Source organism: Bacillus sp. MM09(2025) (genome assembly GCF_050496725.1).
Classification (GTDB): domain Bacteria; phylum Bacillota; class Bacilli; order Bacillales; family Bacillaceae; genus Bacillus; species Bacillus pumilus.
On the sequence record NZ_JBNWEN010000004.1, the window covers coordinates 2,195,065 to 2,210,212 of the forward strand.

The following is a 15,148-nucleotide window of genomic DNA, read 5'->3' on the forward strand; positions in this document are numbered from 1 at the left end:
AGTGTATTAATGAAAAAAAGAACCTTATTAGGCAGCTTTTTGGTGGTCGCGGGACTAATGCTCATCTCCGTTCCTTTTATATATGAGTGGCGAACTTCTCAAGAGACAGCGGCAATGGAACAGGCATTAAAGATGATAGAAGAAAATGACAGTGATGCCCTTTCTTCTATTCCACATCTCACTGTGTCAGAAGAAGACCTTCGAGATGTAATGGAGCTAGAGATCCCGTCAATTGATTTAAACGAAAAAGTGCTTCCTGTTACATCAAAAGAAAATTTAGGTATTGCACTGACTCAGATCAAATCTCATCAAATGCCAGGTGAAGGGAATTTCACGATTGCAGGCCATAGAGGGTATAGAGGCGATCGGCTTTTCAGGCAGCTGCCTGAGGTGCCGAAAGGAGAAAAAGTCGTCTTACATCATCAAGCGAAAACATACGAATATAAAATTGTCAGCTCAGCTACAATTGAACCGACGGATGTTGATGTATTAAAGGATCGCGGGAAAAATGAACTGACATTGATCACTTGTACTCTTGATGGCCAGAAACGATTTGTCTTAAAAGGAATACGAATCAATGCTTCAAAAAGTGAGCAACCGTCGGATGTATAACACCAACATAATAGATGATGGGTACGATGGAAAAGCAACGCTCACGGCCGACATGTTACACCAATTGTTATCAGAGCATTATCCAACTTTAAAAAACGAACGTTGGGATGTTGATGTAGATACAATCCGGACTTCGCCTATTCTTCACCCTATATTAAAAAGAAAGCTTCCAATTGGTATCGAAAAATTCACCTGTGTTTTGTTCACGCAGCAAACAGCAGCTTTTGGCGAACCTTTGATTGTGTACTTTTTATTAGATGAAAAAGGCGAAATGATTTACGCAATGGGTATCTTGCTCGAGCAGCAAGATATCCATTAAACGAGAAATAAAAAAGGAAGGGACTTTGATCCCTTCCTTTTTTGTGATTCAATTACGCAAATAACTTCAGCCCAACGACGCCAATCACAATCAGCAGCAGGCTGAGGATACGAATCATGTTTTTCGGCTCTTTAAATAGAATCATATTAAACAAGACAGAGCCCGCCGTTCCAAGTCCAATCCAGACCGTATAGGCAACGGATACTTGAACGGAAGAGAACGAGGCGTATAAAAACAAAAAGGATAAGGCAAATCCGCCAACAAATAAAATGCCTGTCGTGATTTGCTTTTTCTTACTGAACATATTGAGACCAATGGTTCCGCCAATTTCAAAGGCAGAGGCTAACAGCACAAAAAACCAGCCCATTTATACCGCTTCTCCTTTCTGCTCATGTGCATCTCCATCAGACACTTTCAGTCCAATAATGCCGAGAATTAAAATACCCATAAATAAGAGCTTTTCTAATGAAAACGAACCGCCAAACAGCGCATAATCCATCAAAGACGTACCAATCGTTCCAACTCCGGCAAACACGGCGTACACGGTGCCTGTCGGCAGCTTCTCGCAGGCTTTCATTAAAAAATAAAAATCAACCGGGATCAGGCAGATAATGATCACCCACTCCCACACAGCATCAGCTTTATTTAAACCAAATACCCAAAGTAATTCGAATAAACAAGTGAGTGCGACATACATCCAGCTTTTTTTCATCGTATTTCCTCCTAAAACTAAAAAATGACGATTCGTCATTTCGAAACCAAAAAAGAGCGTACAGCAAGTGCTGTACTAAGTTAAGGTGTCTCTATGCCAAGTGCGTAAAGGAGAAATTGCTTTACCTCTCGCTTTTGAATCAGAACCTCTTCTGTATCTGTTTCTGTAAATAAGTACATTTGCTCAGCAGACGATTCTAGTAAACCGATAATGAATTTGGCTGCATATTGACAGTTCAAATTCGCACGGACCCTTTTGTCCTGCTTTGCTTTTTCTAAAAAAGCAGCGACCCATTTGTAAATCGGCTCATAAATATCTTCCCATTCCTTTAAATGCTCCGTGGCAGCTAAGCCTGAGTAGGTCAGAGCAAGGACATCACGGTATTGCCTTGTAAAAGCGAAAATGAATTCAACAAGCGCATCTGCTTGATCGAGGACATCTGCATGCTGAGTTAATTCCTTTTCGATCGCAGGCACCATCTGTGCGATCAGATGTTCTGCGATAGCAGGCATGACGGAAAGCTTTGAAGGAAAATATAAATAAAACGTTCCTTGCGCTACTCCTGCTGCTTTCACAATATCCGAAATGGTCGTCTTTTCGATTCCCTTTTCTTTAAACGCGTCAATGGCAGCAAGCATAATCTTTTCTCGTTTCGACACATCATCACCGACCTTAAATGACTGAATGTCAGTCAGTTTAGCGGAAAAATGACGATTTGTCAATATGGGTTTCTCGTCATTGAATAGGAGAATAAGTGATGAATAGATGCAGGCAAGCCTGAATAAGCTGTAAATATGGTCAAGCATCATGTGAGAAAGGGGCAGCTCTCCGTATGACATTCAGTGCTATGTTTTCCATTGCTTATTTTCTCTTGCTCGTCCCGCTCTATCTACATATGAGATACAGACAGGCGAAAAAGCACAAACGATTTATCTATTTACGAACAGAAATCGTTCTTGCCTGTCTGTTTATGTATACGAATGTTTTATTGTATTTGACGGTCTTTCCTAATCGTTTTTCCGCACCAAGGGATCAGGTGAGTGTCAACCTCATGCCTTTGCAGTCCATTTATCAAAATCTCCATGCCTATCATCACGGCTATCCCAATCTTGTTTTTTTAAATTTGGCAGGGAACATTTTGTTATTTGTGCCACTTGGTTTTTTTCTCTATCAAGCATTCCGAACCTTGCGCTGGCAAAAGGCGATTCTTGCTGGCTTTTTCTTGTCAACAATGATTGAAGTGCTTCAATGGATATTCTCGCAATCTGGTATGATTACAAGAAGCAGCGATATTGATGATATTCTCTTAAATACACTTGGCACAGCGCTAGGTTGTATGTTGTATCGGATGTATCAACGAAGGAAGGAGAAAATCAAGTGAAGCGAGTTTGTATCATTCCATGTGGGGCGAAGAAAATGTGGGACGTCCATCCAGAGGCAGGGAGCCAGCCGGCGAACCTCGTTTATTTAAGTCCGCTGCATCAACGTACGAAAAGCTATGCCCAAACATTCTTTTCAGACTACCTAATCATTTCAGCGAAGCATGGATTCTTAAAGGCAGATGATATTATTCATGAAAATTATGATGTGGCTTTTGGTACACCGCATACTGATCAGATAACAAGAGAAGCACTAAGTCAGCAATTTCATGAAAAATATCTCACTGCATATGATGAATTAGTGATACTAGGTGGAAAGAAATATCGAAAGGTGATCGATCCTTTATTACTTCCTCATCAGAAAGCGATTTATCCGCTAGCTCCATATAAGGGAATTGGCTATATGCTTCAGGCGTTAAAGCAAGCCGTTGAGACAAAAGTAGAACTTCCGCCGCATATTTAACGTATTCACATCTACCGGTAAGCAGGGTTTTGATCATTAAAAAGAGAATGAATGAAGTAGCGATGCTGATTGTTTCATATCTTTTCAGCAGCCACTTGGATGTCCGCATCGCTTATTAGAGTGGCTATATGAAAAAGGGAGCGTATGAACATGACAACCATCTATTTAGCTGGTGATTCAACCGTTTCATCTTACCCAGATCGTCCTGTTCAAGGAGGGTGGGGAGAGTTTTTACATCGCTACACAGCGCAGGGTGTGAGCGTCGACAACCGCGCAATCGGTGGAAGAAGCTCAAAAACATTCATTGAAGAAGGACGGCTTGATAAAATATTGGCTGACATTCAGCCTGGAGACTGGCTGTTTACACAAATGGGGCACAATGATGCTTCAACGGAGAAGCCCGAACGGCATACAGATCCTTTCACAACGTATAAAAGCTATTTGTCACAATATATTCACGGAGCAAGAGCGAAAGGAGCTACACCGCTTTTATTAACGCCAGTTGGCCGCTTTCATGAAAAAGACGGAGAATATATCAATGATTTCCCTGATTACTGTGCCGCTATGAAAGAACTAGCTGATGAAGAAGAAGTCCTTCTTGTAGATTTAAATACGGCAAGCCTTCAGTTTTATCAAATTTCCGGCATAGAGAAAACGACTTCTTACTTTATGCTGTCAACAGGCATAGAGGATCGCACGCACTTTACAAAAGAAGGAGCAGATGCGATTGCAAGACTTGTTTCGCTGGAATTAAAAGACCTTGGATTAACGATTGTGTGATGGAGGACAGGACGAGAAAGCGCTCGTCCTGTTCTTTTTTGCAGAAAGCTATTGATTCCCTTCACCAGAGTAGACTACAATAGGTACATATGATAATGAGAATCAATATCACTTATAAATAGATCAATCGATGAAAAACTGGAGGGACTCAAATGACAGAACAACTTGAATTGTTTGACGTCACCATTATTGGCGGCGGTCCAGCAGGAATGTACACCGCCTTTTATAGTGGGATGCGGGATTTAAAGACGAAGGTACTTGAGTATAACGAAAGCCTTGGCGGGAAAATCCTACTGTATCCTGAAAAGGTCATTTGGGATGTAGGCGGTTTGCCGCCAACAAGAGGTGAACAGTTGATTCAGCAGCTGGAAACACAGGCGAAAACATTTGAACCAGAGATTGCACTGAATCAAAAAATCACGTCATTCGAGCGCGATAAACATCAGAACATTTTGCTGACAGCTGAGAATGGTGATCGCCATTTGACGAAGACCCTCATTTTAGCAATGGGCCACGGTATTCCTGTTCAGCGGAAACTTGAAATCGAGCATGCAGACCGTTATGAAGTGACAAACCTTTATTACACAGTGCAGGAGCTTAAGACATTTGCAGGAAAGCGAGTGGTCATCTCTGGAGGCGGCGATTCTGCGGTTGACTGGGCAAATGCCCTTGTTCCAATTGCTGAAAGTGTCACCGTCGTGCATCGCCGTGACATGTTTGGCGGACATGAGAAAAACGTCGCCAACATGAAAGCATCTTGCACACGAATTTTAACCCCACATGAACTGACGGAACTTCATGGGCAAGGTGACAAAATTGATGCTGTCACTATTCAACATTTAGAGACAGGTGAAATCGAACGAATAGAAACGGACGCTGTCATCGTCAACCACGGTATGAAAGGCGATTTAAGCGTGCTATCAGAATGGGGACTCAAGCAAGGTGAATGGGGACTAATCGAGGTCAATGAAAAAATGGAAACCAATTTACCGGGCGTCTATGCGGTAGGCGATTTATGTACACATAAAAGCAAGGTCCGCTTAATTGCTGGGACATTTGTTGACGGAGTCAATGCGCTCAATAGCGCAAAGCTGTATATCGAGCCAGAAGCCGAAAAAGTGGCGTATGTTTCTTCTCATAACGAACGCTTTAAAGAGAAAAACAAAGAATTGCAAACGGCTGGCGCTCGTTAATGAACAGGAACATCCAGTCAACCATTGAAGTGCTAAAATTTTAGCACTTTTTTTATATGGAAGGAGAAAGAGAAAATGACAACCCGTACTCATACCATTCTGCGCATGAAAGAAAGTAGAGAGCGATCTCTTTCTGTCAAACAAACAGTCTCCTGGCAAACATCTTCCCCTATGTTCTTGACTTGCGATGGATCTGTGAGAATTGAAATGGAAGGATTACAATATCAGCTAAACGCAAAAGACAGTATATTGATTCGCTCAGGTATAAACGTCATGCTCCAATCTTTATCAAGCGAGGAGGTGTCAATTCACACAATCACCTTTAACCAATTTACCCTGGCAAATGATGCGCAAAATGAATTGGTCTATAAGATGAATTATGACGATCTCCCGGATAATGGATCGATGGTCAAAGGCTCTGCCATGCTTTTTTCCTGCATCAAACAAATGAAGACGAGTCAAAGCACCCAAGAACAGGTGAAAGGGCTGGAGGACATCATGCACATCTTTCACCGTCAATCCAAGCCATACACTGAGAAGGTCCATTATTCTATTGAAATGATTTTGCAGTATATGGCGCAGCATTATGAAAAAAAGCTAACGAGAAAAGACTTAGCCCATAAGATGGGTTTTCATGAGAGCTATTTTTCGACCTTTTTCAAACAAAGTATGGGACTAAGTGTGACGGACTATATTGCCCAAATTCGAATGGATGAAGCAAAAAAACGTCTTCTGCAAACAGATGATCAAATTCAAATGATTGCGCGGCAAGTGGGCTATACAGACAGTTTATATTTCAGCAGGATCTTCAGGCGGAAGACAGGAAGGACCCCTAGTCAGTTCCGAAACAATCGAAGACCAGAGCGGATTGCTGCTTTTCAATTTGTCGGAACATTGGTCGCGCTAGGCATTCGCCCTGTCTGCATTGACAAAGAAACCTTTCTTCATTCAGATATACTCAAAGATCAGCTGGCCGGTGCGCTGGTCATAGATGAAGACACGCCTGATGACGTTTTTAAATCACTTCAACTAGATTTAATCATCATTCCTAACTATTTTTATTCGAAGCCTGAGTTGATCAAGCGCTTGGAGCGGATTGCCCCTGTCCTTGTTTTGCCATATGGCGGTGGTCATGTGTTACAAGAAGTCTTATCTACAGGCCGCCTGTTAGGAAGAGAGAAAGAGGCAGATGATTGGGTGAAACGCTTCAAACATGTGAGTCAAAAGGCAAGAAATGATCTATCTTCCTTTAGGGAAAAAGGAGAGACAGTGGCGATTTATGAAATGAGAGGACATGACAAAGTGTATATGTGGTCCTATGATGCTAGAGGCGCCTTCTACCTTTATGAAACGCTTGACTTAAAGCCTCCGAAGACGATTCTAGAAGAAGTTCTTCTCCCTAATCAACATACAGTCATTCCTTTAGAGAGGCTAAGAGAATTCGAGGCGGATCACATGTTTTTTATTGTAAGTGTTGAACATGGGTGGTATGAACAAATGGATCAGCGGCTGGAGGAAAGCGATGTTCTTCGTCAATTATCTGCTGTGAAAAACGGAACCTTCTATCCACTAAAGCTAGAGGAGTTTCGATTTGATGAGGGGGAGCGGGTGATTCATTTAATGAACCGATTTGTCTCCCAATTAACTCAGGCAGCCGATCCAACAATTGTCCATATGTAAGTTGCGAGAATCCTCCATAGACCATTTCGTATGAGGTTGTTAGAATACATGAGACTAGTAATTGATAACTATTCTCATTTATATCAGGGAATGAAGGAGGAATACTCATATGAAAAAGACATATTGGATATGTGCTGTCATCCTCATGCTGATATTGTCAGCCTGTGGTCATAAAGAACAAGCCAAAACGGCAGAAACAAAGGAACAAACGAAAACCATTGAGACAGTAAAAGGAAAAATCGACATTCCAGCAAATCCAAAACGTATTCTCATAGATGGATATTTAGGCAGTGCCATTGCATTGGATGTTCATCCAGTAGGTGCAACAACACAAGATTTAAAGAATGTACACTTGAAGGACAAGATCAAAGGTATAGAGGACATTAGTGACGAACGTTCAGCTGAAAAAGTACTTAGCTTAAAGCCTGATCTGATTATCACAGCAGTACAGGACGAAAAAGTCTATGATGTGTATAAAAAAATAGCGCCAACACTCGTATATCCTTACAGTTCATTCAAAGATGCACATGAAGAAATCACGACTTTGGCTAAAGTGTTAAACAAAGAAGAGGAAGGAAAGGCATTTCTCGCCTCCTTTGATCAACGAATTGAAACAGCTCGAAAAAAAGTGAAGTCTGCATTAAAAGAGAATGAAACAGTGTCCATCATGGGCGCATTTAAAAATGATGTGTATGTGTATGGGAACGGAATTTACCGAGGTGGACAAGCGCTCTATCAACAACTGAAAATGAACCCACCGAAAGAGGTCGAAGATACAATTTTAAACAGTAAAACAGGCTACGAAGTACTCTCCTATGAAACCCTTCCGAAATATGCAGGAGATTATATATTCATTGATGAATCAAATGGCGGGACATTTGATAAAAATAATTCCATTTGGAAGAGTTTAAAAGCTGTCAAAAAGGAGCAAACCTATCAACTGGATGCAGAATTCTTTTGGCCTTATGATCCAATTGCAGTCATGAATCAAGCTGAAAAATTTGCTGATATATTGACAGATTTATCTCATCAGTAGGAGGTCTGTCAATTGTTCAAACGCTTTTTTTCATACTACAAACCCTATATGGGACTATTTATATTAGATTTTTCCTGTGCGGTACTGGCAGCCTTACTCGAACTATCCTTTCCACTAGCCATCAGTAAAGTGATGGACGATTTACTGCCAAATGGTAATTGGGAAGCCATTTGGTTCTGGGGCAGTTTGCTGCTCGTTTTATACGTTATCAGTTCCACCATGCATTACGTTGTGACCTATTTTGGCCATAAGCTGGGCATCAATATTGAGACTGATATGAGGAACCAGCTATTCTCTCATGTACAGAGAATGTCCTTCCGCTTCTTTGACCAAAAGAAAACAGGCAAGCTCGTTTCTCGTATGACCAATGACTTGATGGATATTGGAGAGATGGCACATCACGGCCCAGAGGATTTATTTATTGCCATTATGACATTAACGGGCGCATTTGGCCTCATGCTATCGATTAACTGGCAGCTTGCGGTTCTTACATTTATTGTCGTTCCATTCTTGATCGGATTATCCGTCTACTTTACGAAAAAAATGTCTGCTGCTTTTGATAAAATGTTTTCAAGCATTGGACAATTCCATTCACGAGTGGAAAACAATATTAGCGGCATTCGTGTGGTGAAAGCATTCGGAAATGAGTCACATGAAATGGATCGTTTTATCGAGCATAACGAGGAGTTTAGAAAAACAAAACTGACAACGTATCAAATGATGGCAGTTCATACAGCAGTGAGTCATTTCCTCATTAAAAGCGTCACAGTATTTGGCCTCGTGTGTGGTGCATGGTTTGTATTGCAAAAAAATATGACGTATGGCGAATTTGTTTCATTCGTCCTATTAACAGGTATTTTCTTAGGACCAATTCAACAAATTAATGCAGTTATTGAAATGTATCCAAAAGGTGCAGCCGGCTTTAAACGATTCGCATCACTCATCGATCAAACACCAGATGAAAAGGATGATGAGGATGCAATCGAAGTCCAGCAGTTAAAAGGAAATATCATTTTTGACCACGTTTCTTTTCAATATGAATCAAACAAACCGGTGCTGCATGACATCAATCTAGAGGTCAAACAGGGAGAGAAAATTGCCATTGTCGGCCCATCTGGTGCTGGGAAATCGACCCTTTGCAGTCTGATTCCCCGTTTTTATGAATGGCAGGAGGGGAGCATTACAATTGATGGCATAGAAACGAGAAAGATGACACTTGCATCGCTGCGTTCTCAAATTGGTGTCGTGCAGCAAGAGATTTATTTATTTCATGGAACGATACGTGAAAACATCCTATACGGAAAACTGGATGCATCGGAAGAGGAAGTTTGGCAGGCAGTAGAGAAGGCTCAGCTGATGGATTTAGTCAATAGTTTGCCAAAAGGGCTTGATACGGTCATCGGTGAGCGCGGGATGATGTTATCTGGCGGACAAAAGCAGCGTATCTCCATAGCACGTATTTTCTTAAAAAATCCGCCGATTTTCATTTTAGATGAGGCGACCTCTTCGCTTGATACCGAGACAGAGTCTTTTATCCAAGCATCACTAGAAGAGCTGGCTCAGGGACGAACGACCTTTATTATTGCGCATCGTTTAGCGACAATACAGCATGCTGACCGCATTATCGTTCTCACAAATGAAGGCGTAAAAGAGCAAGGAAAGCATGAAGAGTTACTCAAAATGAACGGTCTGTACCGCCGGTTATACGAAACACAATTTACAATGTAAACTTTGCGCTAAAAAAGAAGAAAAAGGGCTAAAATAACCTTATTTTAGCCCTTTTTGTTTTGTAGACATGAGACAATTAACTGCGGGGCGCAAATAACATCACACTGACCCCGGCTAAACAGATCAAAGCACCCATCCAGTCATAGAGATCAGGCGTTTTTCGATCGACCCACCAGCCCCAAAACACAGCAAGAACCACAAACACACCGCCATAAGCCGCATAAACCCGTCCGAAAGTCGGGAACTGCTGGAAGGTAGGGATGACCCCATAAGCGACGAGGATGAGGCTGCCGGCGATCCCGAAGCTGATAGGTTTTGCTTCACGCAGCCAAAGCCACACAAGATAGCCGCCGCCAATTTCTGCTATTCCTGCTAATAAAAAAAGAACGATCGTCAAGATCATGTAAGGACACTCCAATTCATTTCGTTACCTTCTATTATGACATGTTGAAAAAATGCGTTCTACTTCATTTCCATTGTGAGGGACATGAGAGTCTGCTAAAATCAACTGAACAGAGAATGGAAACACATGGATTCTTGACTTTTTAGATATAAGTGATCCAAATGGCCTTGCTTTTCGTACAGTAAGTACATTCTCATGAGGAGCACATTTCCTTTTTCGGCGCTCTTTTTTTCTCCTTGAAAAAAGAGTAAAGTACAAAGTAGGCTTATTTCAGCAAATCGAGTGATAAGCAATACGTGAAGGATTTCATGATGAATGCAGCATGCTCTTTCTCATGAAAAAGGAAGGAGATGACCATGGATACACTGAAAGATTCTGAGCTGTATCACAAGATCAAATTTGATCGTCACAAGCCTTCGCTTGAAGTGCTGTATGATCGTTATGAACGTGTGTTATATTCGTTTATTTATAAAATGACTGGAAGCCGTGAGCTTGCGGAGGAAGTGCTTCAAGAAGTCTTTATCAAGCTCTGGCGCGGCATAGGAGAATACCATACGGATAAAGGGAAATTCTCCTCGTGGTTATTCATGATGTCACGCAACACGGCCATTGATCTTCTAAGAAAGCACCGGAACGAAACGGCACTAGAAGATGAGCATATTGAATATTTAGCCGATCATCAAGAAGATGTATCAAAGGAAGTCGAATGGAACGAGGAAAAACAAATCATACGTGAAGCAGTATCTACATTGTCAAAAGAACAGCAAACCATCATAGAAGATGTCTATTTTAAAGGAATGACACAAAAAAGCATTGCTGAAAAGCTAGGCATCCCGATTGGAACGGTGAAGGGAAGAGTTCGATTGTCATTGAAACACTTACGGACGAGACTGTCTCGCGGAGGAAAGGAGGAAGAGGCATGACTCAGTGTAAACATCAAGTGATTGATTATTTCAACGGGCATATCCAAGGAGAGGAAAAAGCACAATTTGAAGAGCATCTCAAGCACTGCTCAGCTTGCAAAGAAGAGCTTGAAGAATTGACATCGCTCATGTCTGACATTCCATTTCTAGCAGGTGACCAAACACCTCCGGCAGGGATGAAAGACCGTATTTTATCCCAGGTGTTTGAAGAAGAGACAGTCGAAGAAAAGAATAGCCATAGAAAAGACCTCAAGGCAGCACGTGAACCAAACGAGATGAAACCACTTCAAAAGAAACGAAACCAGTGGCTATTGCCTCTCGTTGCTGCACTGCTTCTCATTTCAGCAGCTGGAAACGTGTATTTCTTATCGAATGGAAAAGAACAGGCGGAAGAACCTGTCAGAGTTGTTGCGACAAAATCACTGGCATCAGCCGCATCACCAAAAACAACGGGTGCTTTTTCAGTGATTGAGCATAACGGCAAAAAAGAGCTGGTTGTGAGTGCAGACGGATTAAAGGATCAGCTTGATTCATCTGCTGTTTATCAAGTGTGGCTCATTAAAGGAGATCAGCCGGTACCAGCTGGTGCCTTTAAAACAGATAACAAAGGAGAAGGAACCGTCACCTATGCGTTATCTGAAAAAGAAGCAAGCGAATCATGGGATACCGTGGCAGTCACCCTTGAACCAAAAAAGGATAACAAGCTGCCGCAAGGACCTGTCGTACTAAGCGCTGCATTTTAAATATGATTCAGGAAGGATGCCTTTTTGGCATCCTTTTTTGATAAGCAGAGGGAACTTTTTGGCAGAGCAGACGTAGTACATATGGAGGTGAAACAGATGAAACCATACATAGAAAAAGAACTATTTCTCTTATCAGTGAGACACGCATGTATTGCATGTTATTTTTTAGTGTTTCCATTCGTTGCACAAGTCCTTTATACCCCATCACCTTTATTGATCGCCCTCATCGCTCTTTTTATGACTCATAACTTAGTAGAATGTACCATTTGGTTTTATAAATCGAGAAAGATCAGGAAGCGCCAGTCTGGTGATCTATCGAAACGAGGACATGTCTTGACCCAGCTCATGCAAAGGCTGGAACAGTTGATCATGATCGGTTTTGTTGTTTTCTTTATCACGGAATGGATACATGGAGCAGCTGATCACCTAACTCTTTTACTAGCTATTTTTCTATTCATGCTCTTTTCTCTTCAGCACATCCAGTTTTATTACGTTCAGCTATTCTTTAAATCCACAAGCTGGTTTTCCTATGTTCCTTCATTGCAAAAGGCACGCCCTTCTTATATAGCAAGGGAGAGAAAGGCTTTGAAAAGTTCTTAATGTGCATTCACTCGTTTGATTACCCATAAACATCAGAAAATTATGATAAAATGTGGAAAAGAAGCATAGAGAAAGGGAGTGCAAGCGAGTGAAAGCTGTTGGACTATTGGAGTACTTACCGATCGAGCATGAGCAAAGCTTGATGGACCAGGAAGTAGAAAAGCCTAAAGCAACGGGCAGGGATATACTGGTGAAGATTGAAGCTGTGTCAGTGAATCCAGTTGATACGAAGGTGAGATCACCGAAGGATCAGAAGGAAGAAAAACTGAAAATTCTTGGCTATGATGCAAGCGGTACAGTTGTTGAAGTCGGCGAAGCGTGTACATTATTTCAGCCAGGTGATCACGTATACTATGCGGGGGATATCACGCGTCAAGGCTCAAATAGTGAGTATCAGCTTGTGGATGAACGGATTGTGGCAAAAAAGCCTGCCAATCTATCCTTTGCAGAAGCAGCCGCAATGCCCCTTACAACAATTACGGCTTATGAGGCTTTATTTGACCGGATGCATATGAAACGAAATGCAGAAGGGGCAACACTGCTCATCATCGGCGGTGCAGGCGGAGTAGGTTCTATTGCCATACAACTAGCCAAATTAGCAAATGCCACTGTGATCGCCACTGCATCGAGACCTGAAACAAGAGAGTGGTGTCTGTCATTAGGTGCTGATCATATCATTGATCATCATGAGCCGCTTCTTGCGCAGCTTCAGGAAAAAGAAATAGGCGAAGTGGATTTCATTTTATGCCTAAATGATACAGACGGACATTTCAAAGGGATGGCAGAAGCCATAAAACCGCAAGGAACGATCTGTACCATTGTCGAAAACCAGCACAACCTAGACATTCAATTACTCAAAAATAAAAGTGCGGCATTTGTATGGGAATTCATGTTCACACGCCCTATGTATGAAACAGCGGACATGATCAAACAGCATGAGCTTTTGACAGAGGCGGGTGAGTTATTTGAGCAGGGAAAAATAACGCATACCTTAACAAAGGTTCTCAGTCCGATCAATGCTGCTAACTTGAAGCAGGCACATCAAACCCTTGAACAAGGAAAGATGATTGGTAAATTTGTACTAGAAGGATTTGAGAAAGGGGAGAGGGTATGACGTCATTACAATATCCGATTGGCTTATATGAACCGGTTGAAAATAAAACAAAGGAACAGCTAGAGTCATGGATTGATCGGTTGGCTGAGATTCCCCAAGAATATGAAACGGTCACCAATCAATTGACAGATGCTCAGCTGGATACACCTTATCGGCCTGGAGGATGGACCGTCCGTCAGCTTATTCATCATGTAGCAGACAGTCATCTGAATGCATACTTACGATTCAAGCTTGCGCTCACAGAAGAAACACCGCACATACGTCCATATGATCAGGCGGGATTCGCCGAGCTTCCAGACAGCAAAGCGCCCATCAGCCTATCACTGCCCTTAATCAGCAGTCTGCATCGCAGGTGGGTCACTTTACTGCGGGGAATGTCAGAGGAAGACTTCAACGCTTCTTATTATCACCCAGCCGATCAACAAACGGTGTCCTTATATGATGCAACAGGTATGTACGTCTGGCACTCAAAGCATCATCTTGCCCATATCACGGAATTAATCAAAAGAAATCAGTGGAATTAAAGGAGTAAACGCATGTCTGGTAGAAGAATTGTCGGCGCCATGTTTATTTGTATGGCGGCATTGTTTTATTTAGCGAAATATGTGCTTTTTGAGATACGCTATAGTAACAGCTTAGGCTCAGAAAGAACGATTGAGGAACTTGAACAGCTGCTCCCTGGCGGTACGTGGATCAGCATTCTATTTCTCATCATCGGTTTAGCCTATCTTTTATGGGATGACAGAGTCGTTCTTCAAAAAACCTTCATCCTCTCAGATAAACAAGTAGAAGAAGAACTAAAAAAGACGGATCTCAAGTGACCGTCTTTTTTCCTTTTCATGTTTAGCCGCGTTCAGGACGCAGTGCTTTTTCTAAAATAGCCAGCCCTTCGTTGACTTTTTCTTTTTCCTCGTCATTAAGCCGTTGCAGGGAGTTTTTGATTTTTTCGTGTCCTTTTTGATAAATGCTTCTGAAAATATTTTTCGCTTCCTCAGTTAGTTCGACGACAATGATTCTCCGGTCACGCTCAGAGTGCTTTCGTTCAACAAAATGAGACTGTTCTAACCGATCAAGCAGACCTGTCATATTGGACAAAGAAGCGCCCATTTTTTCAGCGATTTCGGATACCTTGAGAGAGCCATGGTTATTGAGCAGCATGAGTACCTTCATTTGAGGCATACTCATATCGAGCTTCATCCATTCTGACACATCTCCAAGACCTGCAGCTGTGAGTACTTTCATATAAAGCACCCATGTCTTTTTTTCCTCTGGAGATAGAATCTCTTCTTTTAATACTGTGGTGTCATGAATATTGTATTCCACGCTTGTTCACTTCCTTTAAGCGGCTCTTTTCTCTATATTACTGATTTTTACTTCTAATTGAAAGGTTCGTCAAGCTTTTGAATGTTAAACTGCATGAATCAAGTGGTATTTGTTGTATAATAATGTTCAGTCGAAATAAA

The 15,148-nt window shown here is 41.8% G+C and carries 20 protein-coding genes; 15 read left to right on the forward strand and 5 right to left on the reverse strand.

Annotated features, from left to right (window positions below; translation table 11 throughout):
• Positions 1-9 precede the first annotated feature (9 nt).
• Both ACQYAC_RS17200 and ACQYAC_RS17205 read left to right on the forward strand, forming a co-directional pair.
• On the forward strand, positions 10-612 hold the full coding sequence (locus ACQYAC_RS17200) for a class D sortase (protein ID WP_058015751.1): 603 nt from the start codon (positions 10-12) through the stop codon (positions 610-612).
• On the forward strand, positions 605-931 hold the full coding sequence (locus ACQYAC_RS17205; RefSeq protein WP_144462971.1) for a hypothetical protein: 327 nt from the start codon (positions 605-607) through the stop codon (positions 929-931). Before ACQYAC_RS17200 ends, ACQYAC_RS17205 begins: the two co-directional genes overlap by 8 nt.
• A 52-nt stretch (positions 932-983) precedes the next feature.
• Here ACQYAC_RS17205 and ACQYAC_RS17210 read toward each other — a convergent pair whose 3' ends face one another.
• From ACQYAC_RS17210 to ACQYAC_RS17220, 3 genes are all read right to left on the reverse strand, one after another.
• Positions 984-1,298 (reverse strand): DMT family transporter, encoded by a 315-nt coding sequence (locus ACQYAC_RS17210; RefSeq protein ID WP_034665057.1) that lies wholly within the window; start codon positions 1,296-1,298, stop codon positions 984-986.
• Positions 1,299-1,643, reverse strand: a complete 345-nt coding sequence (locus ACQYAC_RS17215) for a DMT family transporter (RefSeq protein WP_429943766.1) — start codon at positions 1,641-1,643, stop codon at positions 1,299-1,301.
• Between the two features lie 80 nt (positions 1,644-1,723).
• Positions 1,724-2,281 carry a TetR family transcriptional regulator gene (locus ACQYAC_RS17220; RefSeq protein WP_203144391.1) on the reverse strand — a complete coding sequence of 186 codons (558 nt, stop codon included), beginning with the start codon at positions 2,279-2,281 and terminating at the stop codon, positions 1,724-1,726.
• 194 nt (positions 2,282-2,475) lie between these two features.
• On the opposite strand from ACQYAC_RS17220, the gene ACQYAC_RS17225 reads away from it, so the two are divergent.
• The 7 genes from ACQYAC_RS17225 (at position 2,476) to ACQYAC_RS17255 (ending at position 9,902) form a co-directional block, all read left to right on the forward strand.
• Positions 2,476-3,024, forward strand: coding sequence for a VanZ family protein (locus tag ACQYAC_RS17225; protein ID WP_058015754.1), 549 nt, complete (start codon positions 2,476-2,478; stop codon positions 3,022-3,024).
• Entirely contained in the window at positions 3,021-3,485 is a 465-nt protein-coding gene (locus tag ACQYAC_RS17230) for a DUF6884 domain-containing protein (RefSeq protein WP_268465902.1), read from the forward strand. Before ACQYAC_RS17225 ends, ACQYAC_RS17230 begins: the two co-directional genes overlap by 4 nt.
• Positions 3,486-3,635: 150 nt before the next feature.
• The gene (locus tag ACQYAC_RS17235) at positions 3,636-4,265 is read left to right on the forward strand and encodes a rhamnogalacturonan acetylesterase (protein WP_039167979.1); all 630 of its coding nucleotides are present in this window, start codon (positions 3,636-3,638) and stop codon (positions 4,263-4,265) included.
• A 152-nt stretch (positions 4,266-4,417) separates the two neighbouring features.
• Positions 4,418-5,458 (forward strand): NAD(P)/FAD-dependent oxidoreductase, encoded by a 1,041-nt coding sequence (locus ACQYAC_RS17240; protein ID WP_429943767.1) that lies wholly within the window; start codon positions 4,418-4,420, stop codon positions 5,456-5,458.
• 75 nt (positions 5,459-5,533) lie between these two features.
• Positions 5,534-7,138 carry a helix-turn-helix domain-containing protein gene (locus ACQYAC_RS17245; RefSeq protein WP_429943768.1) on the forward strand — a complete coding sequence of 535 codons (1,605 nt, stop codon included), beginning with the start codon at positions 5,534-5,536 and terminating at the stop codon, positions 7,136-7,138.
• 109 nt (positions 7,139-7,247) lie between these two features.
• Entirely contained in the window at positions 7,248-8,174 is a 927-nt protein-coding gene (locus ACQYAC_RS17250) for an ABC transporter substrate-binding protein (RefSeq protein WP_429943769.1), read from the forward strand.
• Between the two features lie 12 nt (positions 8,175-8,186).
• Complete coding sequence (locus ACQYAC_RS17255) at positions 8,187-9,902, forward strand: ABC transporter ATP-binding protein (protein ID WP_268497973.1); 1,716 nt, start codon at positions 8,187-8,189, stop codon at positions 9,900-9,902.
• Between the two features lie 76 nt (positions 9,903-9,978).
• On the opposite strand, the gene ACQYAC_RS17260 is transcribed toward ACQYAC_RS17255, so the two are convergent.
• The gene (locus tag ACQYAC_RS17260; RefSeq protein ID WP_169057368.1) at positions 9,979-10,305 is read right to left on the reverse strand and encodes a YnfA family protein; all 327 of its coding nucleotides are present in this window, start codon (positions 10,303-10,305) and stop codon (positions 9,979-9,981) included.
• Between the two features lie 356 nt (positions 10,306-10,661).
• Here ACQYAC_RS17260 and ACQYAC_RS17265 point away from each other — a divergent pair, with 356 nt between their 5' ends.
• From ACQYAC_RS17265 to ACQYAC_RS17290, 6 genes are all read left to right on the forward strand, one after another.
• Positions 10,662-11,228 (forward strand): RNA polymerase sigma factor, encoded by a 567-nt coding sequence (locus ACQYAC_RS17265; protein ID WP_050944756.1) that lies wholly within the window; start codon positions 10,662-10,664, stop codon positions 11,226-11,228.
• Complete coding sequence (locus ACQYAC_RS17270) at positions 11,225-11,971, forward strand: anti-sigma factor (RefSeq protein ID WP_429943770.1); 747 nt, start codon at positions 11,225-11,227, stop codon at positions 11,969-11,971. The genes ACQYAC_RS17265 and ACQYAC_RS17270 overlap by 4 nt, the downstream gene beginning before the upstream one ends.
• Before the next feature lie 96 nt (positions 11,972-12,067).
• Positions 12,068-12,571, forward strand: coding sequence for a hypothetical protein (locus tag ACQYAC_RS17275; RefSeq protein ID WP_058015793.1), 504 nt, complete (start codon positions 12,068-12,070; stop codon positions 12,569-12,571).
• 88 nt (positions 12,572-12,659) lie between these two features.
• Positions 12,660-13,685: a zinc-binding alcohol dehydrogenase family protein gene (locus ACQYAC_RS17280; protein WP_429943771.1), complete on the forward strand. Its 1,026-nt coding sequence runs from the start codon at positions 12,660-12,662 to the stop codon at positions 13,683-13,685.
• Positions 13,682-14,209 (forward strand): YfiT family bacillithiol transferase, encoded by a 528-nt coding sequence (locus ACQYAC_RS17285; protein ID WP_429943772.1) that lies wholly within the window; start codon positions 13,682-13,684, stop codon positions 14,207-14,209. The genes ACQYAC_RS17280 and ACQYAC_RS17285 overlap by 4 nt, the downstream gene beginning before the upstream one ends.
• Before the next feature lie 12 nt (positions 14,210-14,221).
• Positions 14,222-14,506, forward strand: coding sequence for a hypothetical protein (locus ACQYAC_RS17290; protein ID WP_058015764.1), 285 nt, complete (start codon positions 14,222-14,224; stop codon positions 14,504-14,506).
• Positions 14,507-14,528: 22 nt separating this feature from the next.
• Here ACQYAC_RS17290 and ACQYAC_RS17295 read toward each other — a convergent pair whose 3' ends face one another.
• Positions 14,529-15,008, reverse strand: coding sequence for a MarR family transcriptional regulator (locus ACQYAC_RS17295; RefSeq protein WP_003217817.1), 480 nt, complete (start codon positions 15,006-15,008; stop codon positions 14,529-14,531).
• Between the last annotated feature and the right edge of the window lie 140 nt (positions 15,009-15,148).

Bases quoted from the DNA above. Each gene is read 5' to 3' on its own strand.
- ACQYAC_RS17215 (WP_429943766.1), bottom strand. From the start codon at position 1,643: ATGAAAAAAAGCTGGATGTATGTCGCACTCACTTGTTTATTCGAATTA.
- ACQYAC_RS17235 (WP_039167979.1), top strand. From the start codon at position 3,636: ATGACAACCATCTATTTAGCTGGTGATTCAACCGTTTCATCTTACCCA.
- ACQYAC_RS17220 (WP_203144391.1), bottom strand. From the start codon at position 2,281: ATGCTTGCTGCCATTGACGCGTTTAAAGAAAAGGGAATCGAAAAGACG.
- ACQYAC_RS17240 (WP_429943767.1), top strand. From the start codon at position 4,418: ATGACAGAACAACTTGAATTGTTTGACGTCACCATTATTGGCGGCGGT.
- ACQYAC_RS17260 (WP_169057368.1), bottom strand. From the start codon at position 10,305: ATGATCTTGACGATCGTTCTTTTTTTATTAGCAGGAATAGCAGAAATT.
- ACQYAC_RS17210 (WP_034665057.1), bottom strand. From the start codon at position 1,298: ATGGGCTGGTTTTTTGTGCTGTTAGCCTCTGCCTTTGAAATTGGCGGA.
- ACQYAC_RS17285 (WP_429943772.1), top strand. From the start codon at position 13,682: ATGACGTCATTACAATATCCGATTGGCTTATATGAACCGGTTGAAAAT.
- ACQYAC_RS17245 (WP_429943768.1), top strand. From the start codon at position 5,534: ATGACAACCCGTACTCATACCATTCTGCGCATGAAAGAAAGTAGAGAG.
- ACQYAC_RS17200 (WP_058015751.1), top strand. From the start codon at position 10: ATGAAAAAAAGAACCTTATTAGGCAGCTTTTTGGTGGTCGCGGGACTA.
- ACQYAC_RS17265 (WP_050944756.1), top strand. From the start codon at position 10,662: ATGGATACACTGAAAGATTCTGAGCTGTATCACAAGATCAAATTTGAT.
- ACQYAC_RS17290 (WP_058015764.1), top strand. From the start codon at position 14,222: ATGTCTGGTAGAAGAATTGTCGGCGCCATGTTTATTTGTATGGCGGCA.
- ACQYAC_RS17225 (WP_058015754.1), top strand. From the start codon at position 2,476: ATGACATTCAGTGCTATGTTTTCCATTGCTTATTTTCTCTTGCTCGTC.
- ACQYAC_RS17205 (WP_144462971.1), top strand. From the start codon at position 605: ATGTATAACACCAACATAATAGATGATGGGTACGATGGAAAAGCAACG.
- ACQYAC_RS17275 (WP_058015793.1), top strand. From the start codon at position 12,068: ATGAAACCATACATAGAAAAAGAACTATTTCTCTTATCAGTGAGACAC.
- ACQYAC_RS17250 (WP_429943769.1), top strand. From the start codon at position 7,248: ATGAAAAAGACATATTGGATATGTGCTGTCATCCTCATGCTGATATTG.
- ACQYAC_RS17270 (WP_429943770.1), top strand. From the start codon at position 11,225: ATGACTCAGTGTAAACATCAAGTGATTGATTATTTCAACGGGCATATC.